The sequence below is a fragment of the Erythrobacter sp. W36 genome (assembly GCF_057364935.1).
The window spans coordinates 914313-929997 of sequence record NZ_CP200281.1; the positions used below are offsets into that span (position 1 = coordinate 914313).

Annotated in this window: 10 protein-coding genes and 2 pseudogenes; 8 read left to right on the plus strand and 4 right to left on the minus strand. The window is 58.6% G+C overall.

The annotated features are described in order from the left end of the window. Positions 1-48 precede the first annotated feature (48 nt). Together AC0V6U_RS04570 and AC0V6U_RS04575 are read left to right on the plus strand one after the other, a co-directional pair. Positions 49-1628: pseudogene (locus tag AC0V6U_RS04570) on the plus strand (ABC-F family ATP-binding cassette domain-containing protein); the annotation flags it as partial. 98 nt (positions 1629-1726) lie between these two features. Further along, positions 1727-1921, plus strand: a complete 195-nt coding sequence (locus tag AC0V6U_RS04575) for a hypothetical protein (protein ID WP_472645810.1) — start codon at positions 1727-1729, stop codon at positions 1919-1921. Positions 1922-2249: 328 nt separating this feature from the next. Here the strand turns inward: AC0V6U_RS04575 and AC0V6U_RS04580 are convergent, their stop codons facing one another. Continuing rightward, positions 2250-4472, minus strand: a complete 2223-nt coding sequence (locus AC0V6U_RS04580) for a M3 family metallopeptidase (RefSeq protein WP_472645014.1) — start codon at positions 4470-4472, stop codon at positions 2250-2252. Positions 4473-4922: 450 nt separating this feature from the next. Then, on the minus strand, positions 4923-6293 hold the full coding sequence (locus tag AC0V6U_RS04585; protein ID WP_472645015.1) for a methyl-accepting chemotaxis protein: 1371 nt from the start codon (positions 6291-6293) through the stop codon (positions 4923-4925). Positions 6294-6535: 242 nt separating this feature from the next. Between AC0V6U_RS04585 and uvrA the strand changes: the two are divergent. The 6 genes and pseudogenes from uvrA to AC0V6U_RS04615 all read left to right on the plus strand — a co-directional run bounded on the left by uvrA (position 6536) and on the right by AC0V6U_RS04615 (position 14155). Next, positions 6536-9585, plus strand: a pseudogene (uvrA, locus tag AC0V6U_RS04590) (excinuclease ABC subunit UvrA). Positions 9586-9716: 131 nt separating this feature from the next. Then, positions 9717-10082 carry an SPW repeat domain-containing protein gene (locus AC0V6U_RS04595; RefSeq protein ID WP_472645016.1) on the plus strand — a complete coding sequence of 122 codons (366 nt, stop codon included), beginning with the start codon at positions 9717-9719 and terminating at the stop codon, positions 10080-10082. Positions 10083-10254: 172 nt separating this feature from the next. Then, positions 10255-10590, plus strand: coding sequence for a hypothetical protein (locus AC0V6U_RS04600; RefSeq protein ID WP_472645017.1), 336 nt, complete (start codon positions 10255-10257; stop codon positions 10588-10590). A 191-nt stretch (positions 10591-10781) separates the two neighbouring features. Then, the gene (locus tag AC0V6U_RS04605; protein ID WP_472645018.1) at positions 10782-11426 is read left to right on the plus strand and encodes an MT-A70 family methyltransferase; all 645 of its coding nucleotides are present in this window, start codon (positions 10782-10784) and stop codon (positions 11424-11426) included. Next, positions 11423-12160, plus strand: a complete 738-nt coding sequence (locus AC0V6U_RS04610; protein WP_472645019.1) for a BglII/BstYI family type II restriction endonuclease — start codon at positions 11423-11425, stop codon at positions 12158-12160. The genes AC0V6U_RS04605 and AC0V6U_RS04610 overlap by 4 nt, the downstream gene beginning before the upstream one ends. A 1167-nt stretch (positions 12161-13327) precedes the next feature. After that, the gene (locus AC0V6U_RS04615; protein ID WP_472645020.1) at positions 13328-14155 is read left to right on the plus strand and encodes a hypothetical protein; all 828 of its coding nucleotides are present in this window, start codon (positions 13328-13330) and stop codon (positions 14153-14155) included. Positions 14156-14251: 96 nt separating this feature from the next. Here the strand turns inward: AC0V6U_RS04615 and AC0V6U_RS04620 are convergent, their stop codons facing one another. Together AC0V6U_RS04620 and AC0V6U_RS04625 are read right to left on the minus strand one after the other, a co-directional pair. Further along, a complete protein-coding gene (locus tag AC0V6U_RS04620; protein WP_472645022.1) occupies positions 14252-14587 on the minus strand; it encodes a ribosomal protein L7/L12 in 336 nt (111 codons plus the stop codon). Continuing rightward, positions 14587-15123 (minus strand): septal ring lytic transglycosylase RlpA family protein, encoded by a 537-nt coding sequence (locus AC0V6U_RS04625; protein ID WP_472645023.1) that lies wholly within the window; start codon positions 15121-15123, stop codon positions 14587-14589. The genes AC0V6U_RS04620 and AC0V6U_RS04625 overlap by 1 nt, the downstream gene beginning before the upstream one ends. Positions 15124-15685: the final 562 nt, after the last annotated feature.

A 15685-nucleotide genomic window follows, 5' to 3' on the forward strand; every position in this document is an offset into this window, starting at 1 on the left:
TGCATCAAAGCCATTGGGCCTAGCGGTATGAATTGCTAGGGCGCGGCCATGCTTACAATTGATGATGTCACTGTTCGGCTGGGCGGCCGCCCAATCCTCGAACGCGCGAGTGCGGCCATTCCGCAAGGCGCGCGTGTTGGGCTGATTGGCCGAAATGGTGCGGGCAAATCGACCTTGATGAAAGCGCTTATCGGTGAGATCGAACCGGATGAAGGCGCGATCTCAAAATCATCAAAACTCAGCTTGGGCTATATCGCGCAAGATGCGCCGAGCGGATCGGTAACACCCGAAGAGCTCGTACTGGCCGCAGATGCCGAGCGCGCTCAGTTGCTGGCAGAATCTGAAACGTGCACCGACATGGACCGGCTTGGCGATGTGCATGATCGATTGCTCGCTATTGATGCGTATAGTGCGCCCTCGCGCGCGGCGCGTATTCTAATCGGGCTGGGCTTTGATGAAGAGATGCAGCGCCAGCCGCTCGACAGCTTCTCCGGCGGCTGGAAAATGCGGGCGGCGCTGGGCGCGCTGCTGTTTTCTGAACCTGACGTTCTGCTATTGGATGAGCCCTCGAACCACCTTGATTTAGAGGCGACGCTTTGGCTTGAGAACTTCCTCAAGAGTTATCCGGCAACATTGCTTGTGATCAGTCATGAACGCGATCTGCTAAACAAAGTTGTCGATCACATCTTGCATTTACAGGGCGGGAGATTGACCCTTTATCCCGGCGGATATGACAGCTTTGAAAAGCAGCGAGCCGAGCGCGCCGCACAGCTCGCATCGGCAAAAGCATCGCAGGATGCCCAGCGAGCAAGGCTGGAGGATTATGTCGCTCGCAACAGCGCCCGTGCGTCCACCGCAAAGCAAGCACAATCACGGGCCAAAATGCTCTCAAAGATGCAACCGATCGCAGCGCTTATAGAAGATCCCTCGCTCCGCTTTGATTTCCCCAACCCGGCGGAACTCAAGGCGCCGATGATCACAATGGATGCAGCAGCGGTTGGATATGAAGCCAATACGCCGATCCTCAAACACGTAAGCATGCGGATTGAGCCGGACGACCGGATCGCGCTGCTTGGGCGCAATGGCAATGGCAAGACCACCTTGGCCCGGCTGCTGGCGGCTCAACTGCCGCTAATGGAGGGTGAGGTTAACGCGCCTGGCAAAATGAAGGTCGGATATTTCACACAATATCAGGTCGAAGAATTGGCAGGCGATGAGACCCCGCTCGAACATATGAACCGCGCGATGGAGGGGCGGCCGCAATCCGCAATCCGCGAGCAATTGGGCCGCTTTGGATTTTCCGGCAATCGCGCAACAAACAAGGTTGGCAAGCTGTCAGGCGGCGAAAGGGCACGTCTCGCGCTGGCTCTGGTGACCCGTGATGCGCCGCATCTGCTGATCTTGGATGAGCCAACAAACCACTTGGATGTCGATGCGCGCGAAGCATTGGTGCAGGCGCTCAACGATTATTCCGGCGCTGTTATTCTGATTAGCCATGACCGGCACATGGTCGAACTCAGCGCGGATCGCCTGGTGCTCGTCGATCATGGAACTGCGAGAGAATATCGCCGGCAGCATGCAGGATTACATCGACTTCGTTTTGGGCCTCAATCAGCCGAAGAAAGACCCCGGCAGCAAGACGAAGAAAGCGGGTCGCGGCAAATCGGCCAAGGAACGCGCCGAGTTGAAAACGGTGAAGGCGGAGATCACTCGGCTGGATAAAGCCATGGCCAAATTGCAAGCGGAATGCGCCGAGGTTGACCGGGCCATGTCTGCACCTGCGAATGCATCACCTGGCGCGGCAAGCCAGTCGATCAGCGAGCTTTTGTCTAGGCGGGCGATACTAGCGGAACAGCTCGAAGAAGCAGAAGGCGAATGGCTTACCTTGAGCGAACGATTGGAGCAGATCGAGCAAGCGTAACGTACGATCAATCAAGCGAATGCCGTGACCAAAGGCGCGGCATGCCAAGCAATTTGTGGCAGAGAACGTAGCTACAAAACACGAAATTCACGAATGGGCCAGCAGGGGCAATGGGCGGTTTAGCCTCGAGCCAGCCTGAAAACAGCCGTTCCGCTTTCACCCCCAAAGACGGTCATTTTGCGGCTGAGGTGGATCACCCGAAATCAGACGCGCGCAAAGTTGGCTGAATTCAGCAGCAAGGGCGCGCCGTCTGCCTGAGCAAAACAAAACCCCCGGCGTGCGTTCGGCCTACCGGGGGTTTCGTGTTTCTGAGGTCTAGCCTGGTGGCTTATTCGCCGTCAGCCAGCCCGCGGCTTTCGATCATGTATTTCACGTCAGGTTCGCGCCCGGCAAATGTGCGATACATCTCAAAATAGTCCATCGTGCCGCCGCGGCTGAGCACGGTCTTGCGGTAGTGATCGCCGTTCTCACGGGTCAGGCCGCCATTGTCGATGAACCATGCACGCGAATCCTTGTCGAGCATTTCGGTCCACAAATAGCTGTAATAACCCGCAGAATAGCCCGCAGGTGAGCTAAAGATGTGGTTGAAATAGTTTGACCGGTAACGCGGCGGAACCAGATCAATCTCTAGGCCCAGCTCGCCGAGCGACTGACGCTCAAACGCATCGACTTTCTCTGGCGTGTCGATTGCGGCGGCTTCAGCGGGTGAGAGCGCGTGCCACTTCATATCGAGCAGCGCGGCGGCCACCACTTCGCCAAAGTCATAGCCTTGGTTGAACTTCGAGGCGGCTTGGATTTTCTCCACCAGCTCCATCGGGATGGTCTCGCCAGTCTCATAGTGCTTGGCGTAATTTTGCAGGACCTCTGGGTAGGTCGCCCACATCTCGTGAACTTGGCTGGGGTATTCGACGAAATCGCGCGCGGTCGCCGTGCCGGACAGGCTCTCATAACGCTGATCCGCGAAGAAGCCGTGCAATGCGTGGCCAAATTCGTGGAAGGTCGTCTCCACCCAGTCAAAGCTGACCAGTTGGACCTCGCCCTCGGCGGCCTTTGGAATGTTCAGCACGTTGTAGATCACCGGCTTGGTGTCCCACAAATCGCTCTGATCAACGAAGTTGCTCATCCATGCGCCGCCGCGCTTTGATGGGCGTTGGAACGGGTCAAAGTAGAACAGGCCAAGCTCGCTGCCATCGGCATCGAACACGGTGTAGACCCACACATCCGGGTGATAGACAGGCAGATCGGTGCGGCGCTCAAAGGTCAGGCCATAGAGCTTTTTAGACATGTAGAATACGCCGTCTTCCAGCACCTTGTCGAGCTGGAAGTAAGGCTTCACCGCGTCTTCATCAAAGGCGTATTGCTCCGCCTTCACCTTATTGGCGAAGCGGTACCAGTCCCATGGCTCAACCTCGAAATTGAGGCCATCAGCGGCGATCCGCTCGTTGAGGACGGCGGCTTCGCGGCGCTGCGTCGCGGCGAGGGCGGGGACCATTTGCTCCATGAAATCGAGCGCGGTCTTCGGCTGCTTCGCCATGCGGTCGTACATGGTGTAGCTGGCCCAATCAGGCTGGCCGAACAGAGCGGCCTTTTGCGCGCGCAATTCAGCGATCTTGGCGAGGATCATGCGGGTGTCATTCTCGCCGCCTTGGTCGGAGCGGTAAGCGCTGGCTTTAAACAGACGCTCGCGCACTTCGCGGTTTTCAAGCGCAGGCAGGGATGGCTGCTGCGTGGTGTTCTGCAAGGCGATGGCGAACTTGCCGTCCATGCCCTTTTCCTTCGCGAGCGCCGCCGCGCCCTCGATCTCCGCATCGGACAGGCCAGCCAGCTCTGCGCGGGTGTCGACGATCACCGCGCCATCATTGGTCGCATCGCGGACCTTCTGGCTGAAATCGGTGGTGAGCGTGGAAAGCTCAGAGTTGATCGCTTTGACCTGTTCGCGCTCTGCCTCTGTCAGCAACGCGCCGGCCTGAACCATGCCGGCATAGGTTTCTTCGAGCAGCTTTGCGTCTTCGCGCGTCATCGTCATCGCGGCGCGATTGTCGTAAACCGCCTTCACGCGGGCAAACAGCTCTGGGTTGAGGGTGATCGCATCGCCGTGCGCGGTCAGTTTCGGGCTGATTTCCTGATTGATCGCGTCCAACCGGTCAGTGGTGTTCTGGCCAGTGAGCGCAAAGAACACGCGCGCCACGCGGCCCAGCATCCGGCCGGACTTTTCCAGCTCAACAATGGTGTTGCTGAACGACGGTGTAGCCGGGTTGTTGATGATCGCCTGAACTTCGGCCTGCTGGATCGCCATGCCTTGCTCAAAAGCAGGGATGTAATCGTCTTCGCTGATCTTGCTGAAATCAGGTGTCAGGAAGGGCAGCGTGCTGTCGGAAGCGAAATAGCCGGTCCCGGCCGGGATCTCAGGGCTATACTCAGCCTCAGCCTGGGCTTCAGCGATCGGGTTGGTTTGGTTCACCCCAGTCTCTCCGTTGGTGGTCGCGCAGCCTGCGGTGAGCATGGCGGCGAGGGCAATTGCGGCGGTTTGGGCCTTGAATTGGGCCTTCATAAGAGCTCCGGTAAATTACGAATTTGTGTGACCGTGTATTGAGGGTAAATTTCGCATTGGGCAAGCAAAAGGGCCCACCAACCTGCGCGCGGATGAGCCCCCGGGTTTGGTGCCGCGCACCAAAAGAACAAGGCCGCCGCCCATCAGAGCAGCGGCCTCGTCTCTAAACTTTTGTTCCGGCAAACTCGCCTAAGGTGCGACCCGAAGGGCTTGTGGGAAGACTAGCAAAGAGGCCTATCACACTAAGCATAATCCCCGGCTGCGGAACTTAAGTTTTCCTGTAGGGCAGCCCAATTTTGCCAATGAAAACAGGGGCTGCGAGAAAGAAATATCGCAGCGTGCGCGAAAAATATGTAAACTGTTGGCGAGCCCTCAAAATCGCGCGATCAGCCAAAACGACTGCAAAAATGCAGCGCCTGAAGTGCGATTTTGGACCCAGAAAACCCGGCTTTATCGTTTGCCGATGGCCTGCACGAAATGGCTGGTCTCTTCGACCAAGCCAGCGAGGTTCCCAGCCGATTCCTTTGAGGAATTGGAGAGCTGTCCAACTAGGCCAGAGACGGCATCGGTGTCGCGGTTGATGTTGGCGACAAGCTCGCCAATGCTGACCGCACCTTGAGCGGTCTCGTCCACTGCATCGGTGATCTTGGAGAATGCGCCCAGTTCCCGGTTGAGGGAATCGAGCAGGCTGTCGCTCGCTGCGCGCAGGCGTGTGGTCGTGTCGACCATTGCGCCGCTGGAATGGTTGCTTTGCTTGGTAGAGCTCTGGATCGCATTGATCCGCGCCGAAACACTATCGGTTGCTTTCGCGGTCTGGTTGGCAAGGTTCTTCACCTCTTGCGCCACCACCGCAAAGCCTGCGCCCGATGAGCCTGCACGCGCCGCCTCAATGCTGGCATTGAGCGCCAGAATGTTGGTTTGGTCGGCAATCTCTGAAATCGTCTTCACGACCTCTTCAATCGCGGCCACTCCATTGGCGACCTCTGCATTGTCATTGGCGGTGCGCTCCGCCTGTTCAACCGCCTCAACCAACAGGTTTTTGCCTTCAGTCAGGCCAGAGGTCACGCTGTTCAATGTGTGGAGCAGCTCGTCGGCAGACTTCGCCGCATCCTGCATCGATTGCGCGGATTGCTCAGAAATGGCGGCGGCTTCGGTCGTGTCATTGCGCAGCCCAGAGATTTTATCATTTGCCGCTACTGCTGCGGCATTCACTGTCTCTGATGCTTTGAGTGATACGTCGATTTTGTCTGCCAGATCGGACACAAAATCATTACCTTTTTGATCGATTAGGGCCTGTGAGTAACGCAGCTGCAACTCGGTTCGAATTGACGCGATCATCTCGAACTCAATCAAAATGATTCTGTTCACAAACAGTATATCTTCAAAAATATCAGCGGGATCGTCTGCGCCGTCCCAGAGGTGGCGTATGAGCCCTTCGCTGTAGCCGGACATATATCGGTTCATGTCGTCTTCGTTGTCGACAAACCAGCTCGACATAGCCACGCTAGACAGTGCCTTCATCCAGTAATCTTCGCTTTTAGCTTTGAAGATTGCCAGGAACAATTGGGTTGTAATCGCGCCCAGCTGTTCGCGGGTCACAGGTGTTCCCTGCATGATTGAAGCGGATTCGACGTAGCCATCGCGTATGTTCGAGTGGCAATGCTCTGTCGTCCAATCTGTGATCAGTGTTTCGTGACGTGACCAGAAATCGTTCAACTTTGGACGCAATTCGCCATCACCAAAGATCGCATCAATGCGACTTTGATAGCCTTCTGCGCCCATTTTGAACTTGCTTGCAAAGTTTCTTTTTGAGTCGCTCATAGCACTCCACTCCATTTGGGAGGCGACGTAGCTGAGTATGCTTAAAGAGAATTTAAGGGCCTCGATTTTTGCAGGTGCAAGGTGGGCCTACCACTTGTTGTTGAATTCGCACTGTCAGAGCTAGAGGCGCGATCTTGACCTTGCCTCTTGAGGATGAGAACATGATGGGAACATACTGTGCGTCCCCGGCTCTTTTATAAGAGGGCTGGATTCATCTCTCTTTAATCCCCAATTGGTGTTCCATGTCCCTCACGAAAATCTCAGTTCGCGGTGCCAGAGAGCACAACCTCAAAGGCGTTGATATTGATCTGCCGCGTGATGCGCTGATCGTCGTCACTGGCCTGTCTGGTTCAGGCAAAAGCTCGCTCGCCTTTGATACGATCTATGCTGAGGGTCAGCGGCGCTATGTTGAAAGCCTTTCGGCCTATGCGCGCCAATTCCTTGAGATGATGCAGAAACCCGATGTTGAACACATCGACGGGCTGTCGCCAGCGATCAGCATTGAGCAGAAGACGACCAGCCGCAATCCGCGCTCAACCGTCGCGACCGTTACCGAGATCTATGACTATATGCGCCTGCTATGGGCGAGGGTGGGCGTGCCTTACTCACCCGCCACCGGTAAACCTATATCCGCGCAAACCGTTAGCCAGATGGTCGACCGGGTGATGGAATTGCCCGAGGGCACGCGCGCCTATTTGCTCGCGCCGGTGGTGCGCGGGCGCAAGGGCGAATACCGCAAGGAGCTGGCCGAATGGCAAAAGGCGGGCTTCACCCGCGTGCGGATCGATGGAGAGCTGTACCCAATCGAGGAAGCGCCAGCGATCGACAAGAAGTTTAAGCATGACATTGAAGTCGTGGTTGATCGGATCGCGGTGAAACCCGGCATGGAAACGCGCCTGGCCGATAGTTTTGAAACCGCGCTGAAACTGGCCGAGGGGCTTGCCTATATCGATCTGGCGGATGGCACGGTTGAGGATGCCCTTAAGAAAGGATCCCCCTCTCCTTCAGGGGAGGGGGTTGGGGGAGGGGAGGCACTATGCCCCCCTCCCAACCCTCCCCCTAAAGGCTGGAGGACTCAAGGGCGCCGAGCATCCCCGCCAATCGCATCGTCTTTTCAGAGAAGTTCGCCTGCCCAGTCAGCGGCTTCACCATTGAAGAGATCGAGCCGCGCCTGTTCTCGTTCAACGCGCCTCAGGGTGCGTGCGCAACCTGCGACGGTTTGGGCGAGAAGCAATTGTTCGACCCGCAATTGGTGGTGCCAAACGAAGGGCTGACGCTGAAGCAGGGCGCGGTTGCGCCATGGGCGAAGAGCAATCCGCCATCGCCTTACTATCTGCAAGTGCTGGCAAGCCTGGCAAAGGCGTATGATTTCAATCTGACGACGCCGTGGCGCGATCTGGAGCCTGATCAACAGCTGATCATTCTGCAGGGGACCGGCGGAATGCCGGTTGAGCTGACCTTTAAGGACGGGCGCAAGGAATACACCGTGCGCAAACCGTTTGAGGGTGTGGTCGGCAATCTCAATCGCCGCTTGCTGCAAACCGACAGCGCGTGGATGCGCGAGGAACTGTCCAAGTTCCAAACCGCGCAGCCATGCGAGAGCTGCGGCGGCAAACGCCTCAATGAAAAGGCGCTGGCGGTGAAAGTCGCGGGCACGGACATTGCCGACCCGGTGAAGATGAGCGTGTCGGATGCGAAGGACTGGTTCCTGGCGCTTGACGAGAAGCTGACCGATCAGCAATCGCAAATCGCCAAAGCTATCCTCAAAGAGATCAATGAGCGGCTCGGTTTCCTCGACAATGTCGGCCTGGATTACCTCAATCTCGACCGGACCAGCGGCACTTTGTCGGGCGGGGAAAGCCAGCGCATCCGGCTGGCGAGCCAGATCGGCAGCGGGCTGTCCGGCGTGCTCTATGTGCTCGACGAGCCGAGCATTGGCTTGCACCAGCGCGATAATGACCGGCTGCTGGAAACGCTGAAGCGCCTTCGCGATCTCGGCAATACGGTGATCGTGGTGGAGCATGATGAAGACGCGATCCGCCAGGCGGACCATGTCGTTGACCTTGGCCCCGGCGCGGGCGTGCGCGGCGGCGAAGTGGTCGCGCAGGGCACGCTCAAACAGATCATGAAGTCGAAGAAGTCGCTCACCGCGGACTATCTTACCGGGCGGCGCGAGATTGCGGTTCCGGCAGAGCGGCGGCCGGGCAATGGGCATAAGATCACGGTGCGCGGCGCTCAGGCGAACAATTTGAAAGACGTCACTGCGTCGATCCCCTTGGGCACCTTCACCTGCATCACCGGGGTTTCCGGCTCAGGCAAATCGACCTTCACCATCGATACGCTCTATGCCTCCGCCGCCCGCGTGCTGAACGGCGCGCGCGTGATCGCGGGCAAGCACGATAAGATCGAGGGCCTCGAATATTGCGACAAGGTGATCGAGATCGACCAGTCGCCGATTGGCCGCACGCCGCGCAGCAACCCTGCGACCTACACCGGCGCCTTCACCAATATTCGCGATTGGTTCGCCGGCCTGCCAGAGGCGAAGGCGCGCGGCTATAAGCCGGGCCGGTTCAGCTTCAACGTGAAGGGCGGCCGCTGCGAGCAATGCACCGGCGACGGCCTGATCAAAATCGAAATGCACTTCCTGCCCGACGTCTATGTCACCTGCGAGGAATGTGGCGGCAAACGCTACAACCGCGAGACGCTGGAGGTGAAGTTCAAGGGCCTCTCCATCGCCGATGTGCTCGACATGACGGTTGAGGATGCGGAGGGCTTCTTCAAGGCCGTGCCGCCGATCCGCGACAAGATGCGGATGCTGAACGAGGTTGGCCTTGGCTATGTGAAGGTCGGCCAGCAGGCGACGACATTGTCGGGCGGCGAGGCGCAGCGGGTGAAGCTGGCGAAGGAGCTGTCCAAACGCAGCACCGGGCAGACGCTCTATATCCTCGATGAGCCGACCACGGGCCTGCACTTTGAGGACGTGCGCAAGCTGCTGGAGGTGCTGCACCGCCTCGTGGAGCAGGGCAATTCCGTGGTGGTGATCGAGCACAATCTCGATGTCATCAAGACCGCCGACTGGATCGTCGACCTGGGCCCAGAGGGCGGGGTGCGGGGCGGCGAAGTGGTCGCGGCAGGCACGCCGGAGACGGTCGCGAAAGAACCGCGCAGCTTCACCGGCGGATACCTCAAGAATATGCTGAACAAGGGGCCAGCGAAGCAAGGGGCAAAACCGGCGGCGAAAGCTGAGGCGAAACCCGCAAAGGCGAGGAAGAAGAAGGCGAAGGCTGGGTAACGCTCACCCACACAGCGCAACTCCGCGTCGCACATCACGGCGTCATGCAAGTGTCACAAAACTGTAACCATACGCCATCGCCGCGCGAACTCTTGGGCATTCACCCCCTGCTTCCCCCTAGGAGTTCCCCCATGCGCTTTATCCCATCCGCCTTCCACGGCATCCTCGACTACGCCGTTGCTGCCACCCTCGTATTTGCCCCGTTTATTCTCGGTTTTGAGGGCATCGCCCTCGCGCTCGCAGTGGCAGGCGGGCTTGGCCTGTTCGTCTACAGCCTGGTCACCGATTACTCAATCTCCGCGCGTAAGCTGCTGCCGTTCAAGGCGCACCTCGCGATTGATTTCGCCGCCGCTCTGGTGCTGGTCGCAGCGCCGTTTGTGTTCGGATTTACCGGGCTGGAGCGCGCCTTCTACCTCGTCATCGGCATCGCCGTTCTGGTGGTGGTCGCAGTGACGGACCCGGCAGTTGAGAGCGACACCGCCGCTCGCGCCGCGTAAGGCCGCGCGTCCCGCTGGGGAGCAGGCCGCCCGCGCGTACCCCTCCGCGCCCGCACCAAAGGCCTGCTCCGCCTACGCGAGCCAACACGCACGATTGCCAAGCCCCGCGCGCCGTGTAGGATGCGCGGGGCCGGCACTCGGCGTATCATATCAGACAATTGAGGGGTCTATCATGTCATTCACTACCAAAGCACTCGCGCTACCTGCATTGATGACGGGCGGCCTGCTGCTGTCTGCCTGCGGGGATATGGTCGATAAAGACGCCATGTTCACAGAGTTCGCATCGGAATGCGCGACCTCGTTTGTGGGCGAAGGCGGCGGACCTGCGGAATTGGCTCAGCCGTTCTGCGATTGCTCGGTCGACAAGATGAAAGCGCAAGACTTTGGCCTAACCGATTTGGTCGATGAGGAAAAGATGACCGCGATTGGCGAGGAATGCATGAACGAGCTTATGGCGGATGCTGGCCTGGGCGCAGACGAACCTGCGGCGGAGCCCGCTGCGGAGTAAACCGCCACGCGCAGCGTCCCGCTTGGGGCGCTGCTTAGAGGTTTAGGATTTTGAGAGACGCGCTCTTCCTACGGGGAGGGCGCGTTTTTTGTTTTGTTGGATCGCCAAAAATTTAGACTCATCGAAGTAAAGTCGTGGCTATATCATTTGTGTGTGTTGACTTCTAACCGAATGAAATGCACGGTCACCTTATGTTCTCATCAGAGTTAAGTCCGAGCGATGATCTAATTCGAGTGGCCGACGGCTGCCGTTTTGGCACGATACTAGCCGATCCCCCATGGCAATTCCAAAATCGGACAGGCAAAGTTGCTCCCGAGCATAAACGCCTTTCTCGCTATCAGACAATGAAGCTTGAAGAGATATGCGAGCTTCCTGTTGGGGAAGTTTCTGCAGATCCCTCGCATCTATATCTATGGGTACCTAATGCGCTTTTGCCTGACGGTTTGAAGGTCATGGAAGCATGGGGTTATCGCTACGTTTCGAATATCATTTGGCACAAAATTCGAAAAGACGGCGGCTCTGATGGACGGGGCGTCGGCTTTTACTTTCGAAATGTGACCGAGGTTTTATTGTTTGGTGTTCGTGGGAAGAATGCTCGGACACTGGCACCCGGTCGACGACAGGTAAATATGATCCAGTCGCGTAAGCGCGAGCACAGCCGTAAACCTGATGAGCAATACAAGCTTATTGAAGAATGTAGCTGGGGTCCTCGACTTGAGCTTTTTAGCCGAGGTACGCGAAAAGGTTGGACCGTGTGGGGTAATCAGGCAGATGATGATTATGAGCCAACGTGGGATACTTACAGTTTTAATTCGATGGCTGTTGCTGCGGAATGAGCATTGATTTGGGTGGCGACGTTGATGATGTCTCCAGCGGCAAGGCGGCAGATTATCATGCTCTGGTTGAGAGGGTTTTTGAGCCTGAAATTCTTGAAAAATTTGAGATTTTCAGCTATCGTAATGCGGCAACAATCCTGTCCGAGAGCTTTCCTGACCACTTCTCAAACTTGATTGAGACTCTGAAGAACTTCGAAATCTCTGAGGAGATGATTCGAACTCCAGGAGGGAACAAGGGACCAATCGCGAAGTATGTTGATACGCTTTTTGATGAAGCAGATGGTTGGCAAGAGTCTCGGATTACTGCTGACCTGCATGTACGACTCATGGATGCGAAGAAAAAAGATGCTGTTCTTGACGAATACGTCAGAGAAGGTTTTTTGGATGGTCACCGAATAGATTTCTTAAATGGCAGGGTTGCACTCGATCTGGAGTGGAATAGCAAAGACCAGACTTACGATAGAGATCTCTACGCTTTTTCAGCTTTTTATGAAGCAGGTGCAATTGACGTAGGGGTTCTGCTAACGAGAGGATCGTCTCTCGATACTGACTTTTTTAGAAGCCTCGGAAAAGTTTTGAAGAAGGATGGGTCAGAAGGAACTGAAGAGGTTTATAAGAAGTTTGGAGCATCAACGACTTGGATGGGAAAGTTGCTGTATCGTCTAGATGCTGGCCGGAATGGCGGATGCCCTGTGCTTGCGATTGGTATAACCCCAAAGTGCGTTTTGAAGTAATTTTGGAACCTTAATTCCGTTTTGAATTTGCACTGTAGTGCTTTTGAGTTGAAGCTACACGCTCTAGTTTTCCTACACGGCAAAGTTCCTATAACTGGTCCTGTTCCCTTGAACTGAAACTCAAAGGTGAACGACCATGGCCCAAAGCCCAACATTCCCCTCGCGCGGTCCCTATGATGCGCGCCGCAAACTCGCCCAAAGCCCCTATCCCACGCGCCCCGGAGACCCCGGACCGGCTGAGCACGCGCGCAGCTGGCTCGCGCATGTTGAGGCTGGGCGCATAGGGGGAAGTATACCTTAGCGTCGGGGTGCCATGCGGTTGGATTGGATTTTTGTTTGGGTTTTTTTGTTTAGACCCTCAAGCGCCGGGCGCAGCGCATCCGCGCTGCTTGGCTATCCTCGCTCACGCGCCTTTCAGGCGCATCGCTGCGGGCGGGCGGTCGCCCTTGCGGTCCGCTGGTCGCGGACCGAGCCATTCCAAGCCAATGGCCTGGTGCTATGACGCTTGGTGCTTTTTCACTGGCTTGGTCGCGGAGCACGGCGCGCAGCGCCGCAAGGCCCTTGTGGCCGCCCGCAGCGACGCGACCTTCAGGTCGCATGAGCGAGGATATCGCGAGCGCGGATGCGCTTGCGGAACACAAAAAATCGCGCGGACTCTTGGCGCTACCCAACGACCTTGCGCCAAGGTTCTTGGAGCTCAACTGGCGGCCTTGTGCTGTGACGCTTTTTTTGTTGCGCCTCAGGCACCGGCGTTCGCATCCGCTCACTTGGCTATCCTCCGGGGGCCCGACCCCTGCGGGGTCACCCCTCCGGGCGGGCGTGCGCCCTTGCGGCGCTGCGCGCCGTGCTCCGCGACCAAGCCAGAGACAGGGAGCCAAGGTTCTTGGCTCTACCCAACTACCTCGCGCCAAGCATCATGGCGCTACCCAACGACCTCGCGCCAAGCGTCTCGGCGCTACCCCGCGATCTCGCGCCGAGAACCTCGGCGCACCCTCTCTACCTCGCTCCAAACGCGAGCCGAAGGCGAGTGCAAGGGCGCCTCGTCCTCAAGTAGCGAAGCGATAGGACAACAAAAATGCCCGCCCGCAGCGATGCGACCTTTAGGTCGCGTGAGCGAGGAAATCGCACCCCGGATGGGGTGCGGAACAAAAGGACTCTCTAAACACCATGACCCAGCTTCTCCCCCTTCCATCCGTCCCGCCCGCGCTCACACCTGCGCGGCGTGCAGCTTTTCTCGAAAACCTGCGCCTCTATGGCAATGTGCGGCTTGCGTGCCGGGCGGCTTCGCTCAGCCCGCAGACCGCTTACCGGGCGCGTCAGGCGGAGCCGCGCTTTCTGGACGAGTGGGACGCCGCCCTGGTGATCGCTCGCACCCACGTTGAGTCGATCCTGGCCGACCGCGCGATCAGCGGGGTGACCGAAAAGGTGTTCTATCACGGCGAGGAGGTGGCGACCCGCACCCGCTATGACAGCCGCCTGCTGCTGGCGCACCTCGCGCGGCTCGACCGATTGGCAGAGCGCATTGAGCAGAAAGAAGCCGAGGAGGCGCGCAAAGCCGCTTTGGAAGAGCACCACTCGGTCCGCCATCGGACGGACCGCAAGGGCGACCGTGCGGAGTCTTTTGTTTCCTCGCGGCATGCGGACAAGTCCGCGCCGCTGCGGGCGGGCGTGCGCCCTTGCGACCCTTCGGGTCGAAATCAGGACCCGTCGCCGGAGGTTGGTTCCAGTACTAACTCCTCCTCTTCCCCCTCAAATCCCCCGATACCCGAGCTCGAACAGCGCCTGATGGCGATGGAGGCGGAGCGGCCCATCACTGCGCGCGCGGTGCATCAATTCGACGATCCGGGCGAGGCGGAGGCGGCGCAATTGTGCGCCTTTGAGGCGGGGCTGGAGAAATGGTGGGCCGTCGCCCGCACGCAGGACTTGCCCGCGCATATTGCCGAAGGGGCTATGGCCGAGGACGCCGATTACGCAGGCGATGAAGAGGCCCCATGATTTTGGCCCCTGGACTGTGTTCCATGTGTTCCAAGCGAGGCGCGCACGCGGTGAGTGGAGGCGCGGAGAGCGAGGGCGCGGGGAGAGGCGGGCGCGCTACTGCGGCCACTGGCTCTCGACGATGTCCTTGGCTTCCTTGAGGCCCAGGCCGGTGCGCTCTCGCACGAGCTTGATCGCCTCGATCTTGCGACCGTTCATGAAGGCCGCGCGGATCTCTGGATCATCGCTGAGGTCGATGGTGCCGCCTTCCGGGCTGATGCGCGGGGGCGAGAGCGGCTCTGGCGCGCGCGGAGGCGTGGGGGTGGGATGGCCGAAGCTGGAGTCATCGCGGCGCTGCTGCTCGATCATGTCGCCGCCTGTGCGCCTCAGCACAATGACGGCGAGGACGATGCCGGTGGCTATGCCAGCGCCGAAGATCAGGATGCCGTCCATCAGCGGGCGACCAGTTCCAGGTCCACGCGGGCATGGCCTCTGCTGATCATGCCGATCTCCTCAGCCGCTGCGCGGGAGAGGTCGATGACGCGGCCTTTCACGAACGGTCCGCGATCGTTGATGCGCACGGTGACGGCGCGGCCATTGCGCGGGTTGGTGACGCGCACAAGGCTGCCGAAGGGCAGGGTCTTATGGGCGGCGGTCATGGCGCGCATGTTGAAGCGCTCGCCATTGGCGGTGAGGCGGCCATTGAAGCGGCGCCCGTAATAGGATGCGATCCCGCTGCCGAGATTGCGGATGCTGCGCGGTTCCGGCGGCTTGGGCTCAGCGGGCGGCTCAAAGCTGGTGAGGTCGACCGCGCCGGGGGCGACGGTGATGGGGCTGGGCGCGGTGTTGTAGGGGGCGAACTGCGCGTCGAAGGAGGCGGCGGATAGGGATGCTGCTTGGGGCTGCTGCTGAGTGGTTTGCGGGCTTTGCAGTGGCGCGCCGTCTTGCTGAGCGAGAGTGCTGGAGGGGGCGGATGCGAACAGGAGCACGGCCGTGGCTACGCCAACGCCGCTCGCGCAAACTCGCTTTGATACCCCTCTCATAGTGTGCCGGGTTTAGGCGAAAACGGGGGAGAGCACAATTGGGCGCGGCTCTGATTGCCCGGTTTGATGCCCGTTCTGACGTGGTTGGTGGTGGGGAGTAGGCCCGCCGCTCGGTGAAAACCAGGCGCGCAAAGCAAATGGGGCCGGCATTGCTGCCGACCCCACTCTTACCGCCGCGTGGTCAACTTGCTTGGCGAACCTCGCAAGATGCACTTGGCATCCGGTTTCTTGCCTCCGTACGATGTACGGCGGGCTTTTCACCAGTGCTCGCACCGGCATCCAGCTTCACTTGCAAGCAGTCTCTGCATCCCTGAACCGAAGTTCCTGTTTGCATCCTCTGCTCCTCGGGTGGAGCTGAGACCATCAATCTGTATTGCCTTCGATCTCAAACAGTCGATCCGGGTCCAACCCTTTTCGCCCTCAATCGCCGACCAAATTGGTGGCCATCCGATGGGTCTGCTTCGCGATCTCCTCAAACGATCCAGTCTGGTTTTGGCCGAAGCCTTTG

What these genes read in the sequence shown, in the direction of transcription:
- AC0V6U_RS04605 (WP_472645018.1), top strand. Translation starts at nt 10,782, where the DNA reads ATGTTCTCATCAGAGTTAAGTCCGAGCGATGATCTAATTCGAGTGGCC.
- AC0V6U_RS04620 (WP_472645022.1), bottom strand. Translation starts at nt 14,587, where the DNA reads ATGGACGGCATCCTGATCTTCGGCGCTGGCATAGCCACCGGCATCGTC.
- AC0V6U_RS04575 (WP_472645810.1), top strand. Translation starts at nt 1,727, where the DNA reads ATGGCCAAATTGCAAGCGGAATGCGCCGAGGTTGACCGGGCCATGTCT.
- AC0V6U_RS04595 (WP_472645016.1), top strand. Translation starts at nt 9,717, where the DNA reads ATGCGCTTTATCCCATCCGCCTTCCACGGCATCCTCGACTACGCCGTT.
- AC0V6U_RS04600 (WP_472645017.1), top strand. Translation starts at nt 10,255, where the DNA reads ATGTCATTCACTACCAAAGCACTCGCGCTACCTGCATTGATGACGGGC.
- AC0V6U_RS04615 (WP_472645020.1), top strand. Translation starts at nt 13,328, where the DNA reads ATGACCCAGCTTCTCCCCCTTCCATCCGTCCCGCCCGCGCTCACACCT.
- AC0V6U_RS04610 (WP_472645019.1), top strand. Translation starts at nt 11,423, where the DNA reads ATGAGCATTGATTTGGGTGGCGACGTTGATGATGTCTCCAGCGGCAAG.
- AC0V6U_RS04580 (WP_472645014.1), bottom strand. Translation starts at nt 4,472, where the DNA reads ATGAAGGCCCAATTCAAGGCCCAAACCGCCGCAATTGCCCTCGCCGCC.
- AC0V6U_RS04585 (WP_472645015.1), bottom strand. Translation starts at nt 6,293, where the DNA reads ATGAGCGACTCAAAAAGAAACTTTGCAAGCAAGTTCAAAATGGGCGCA.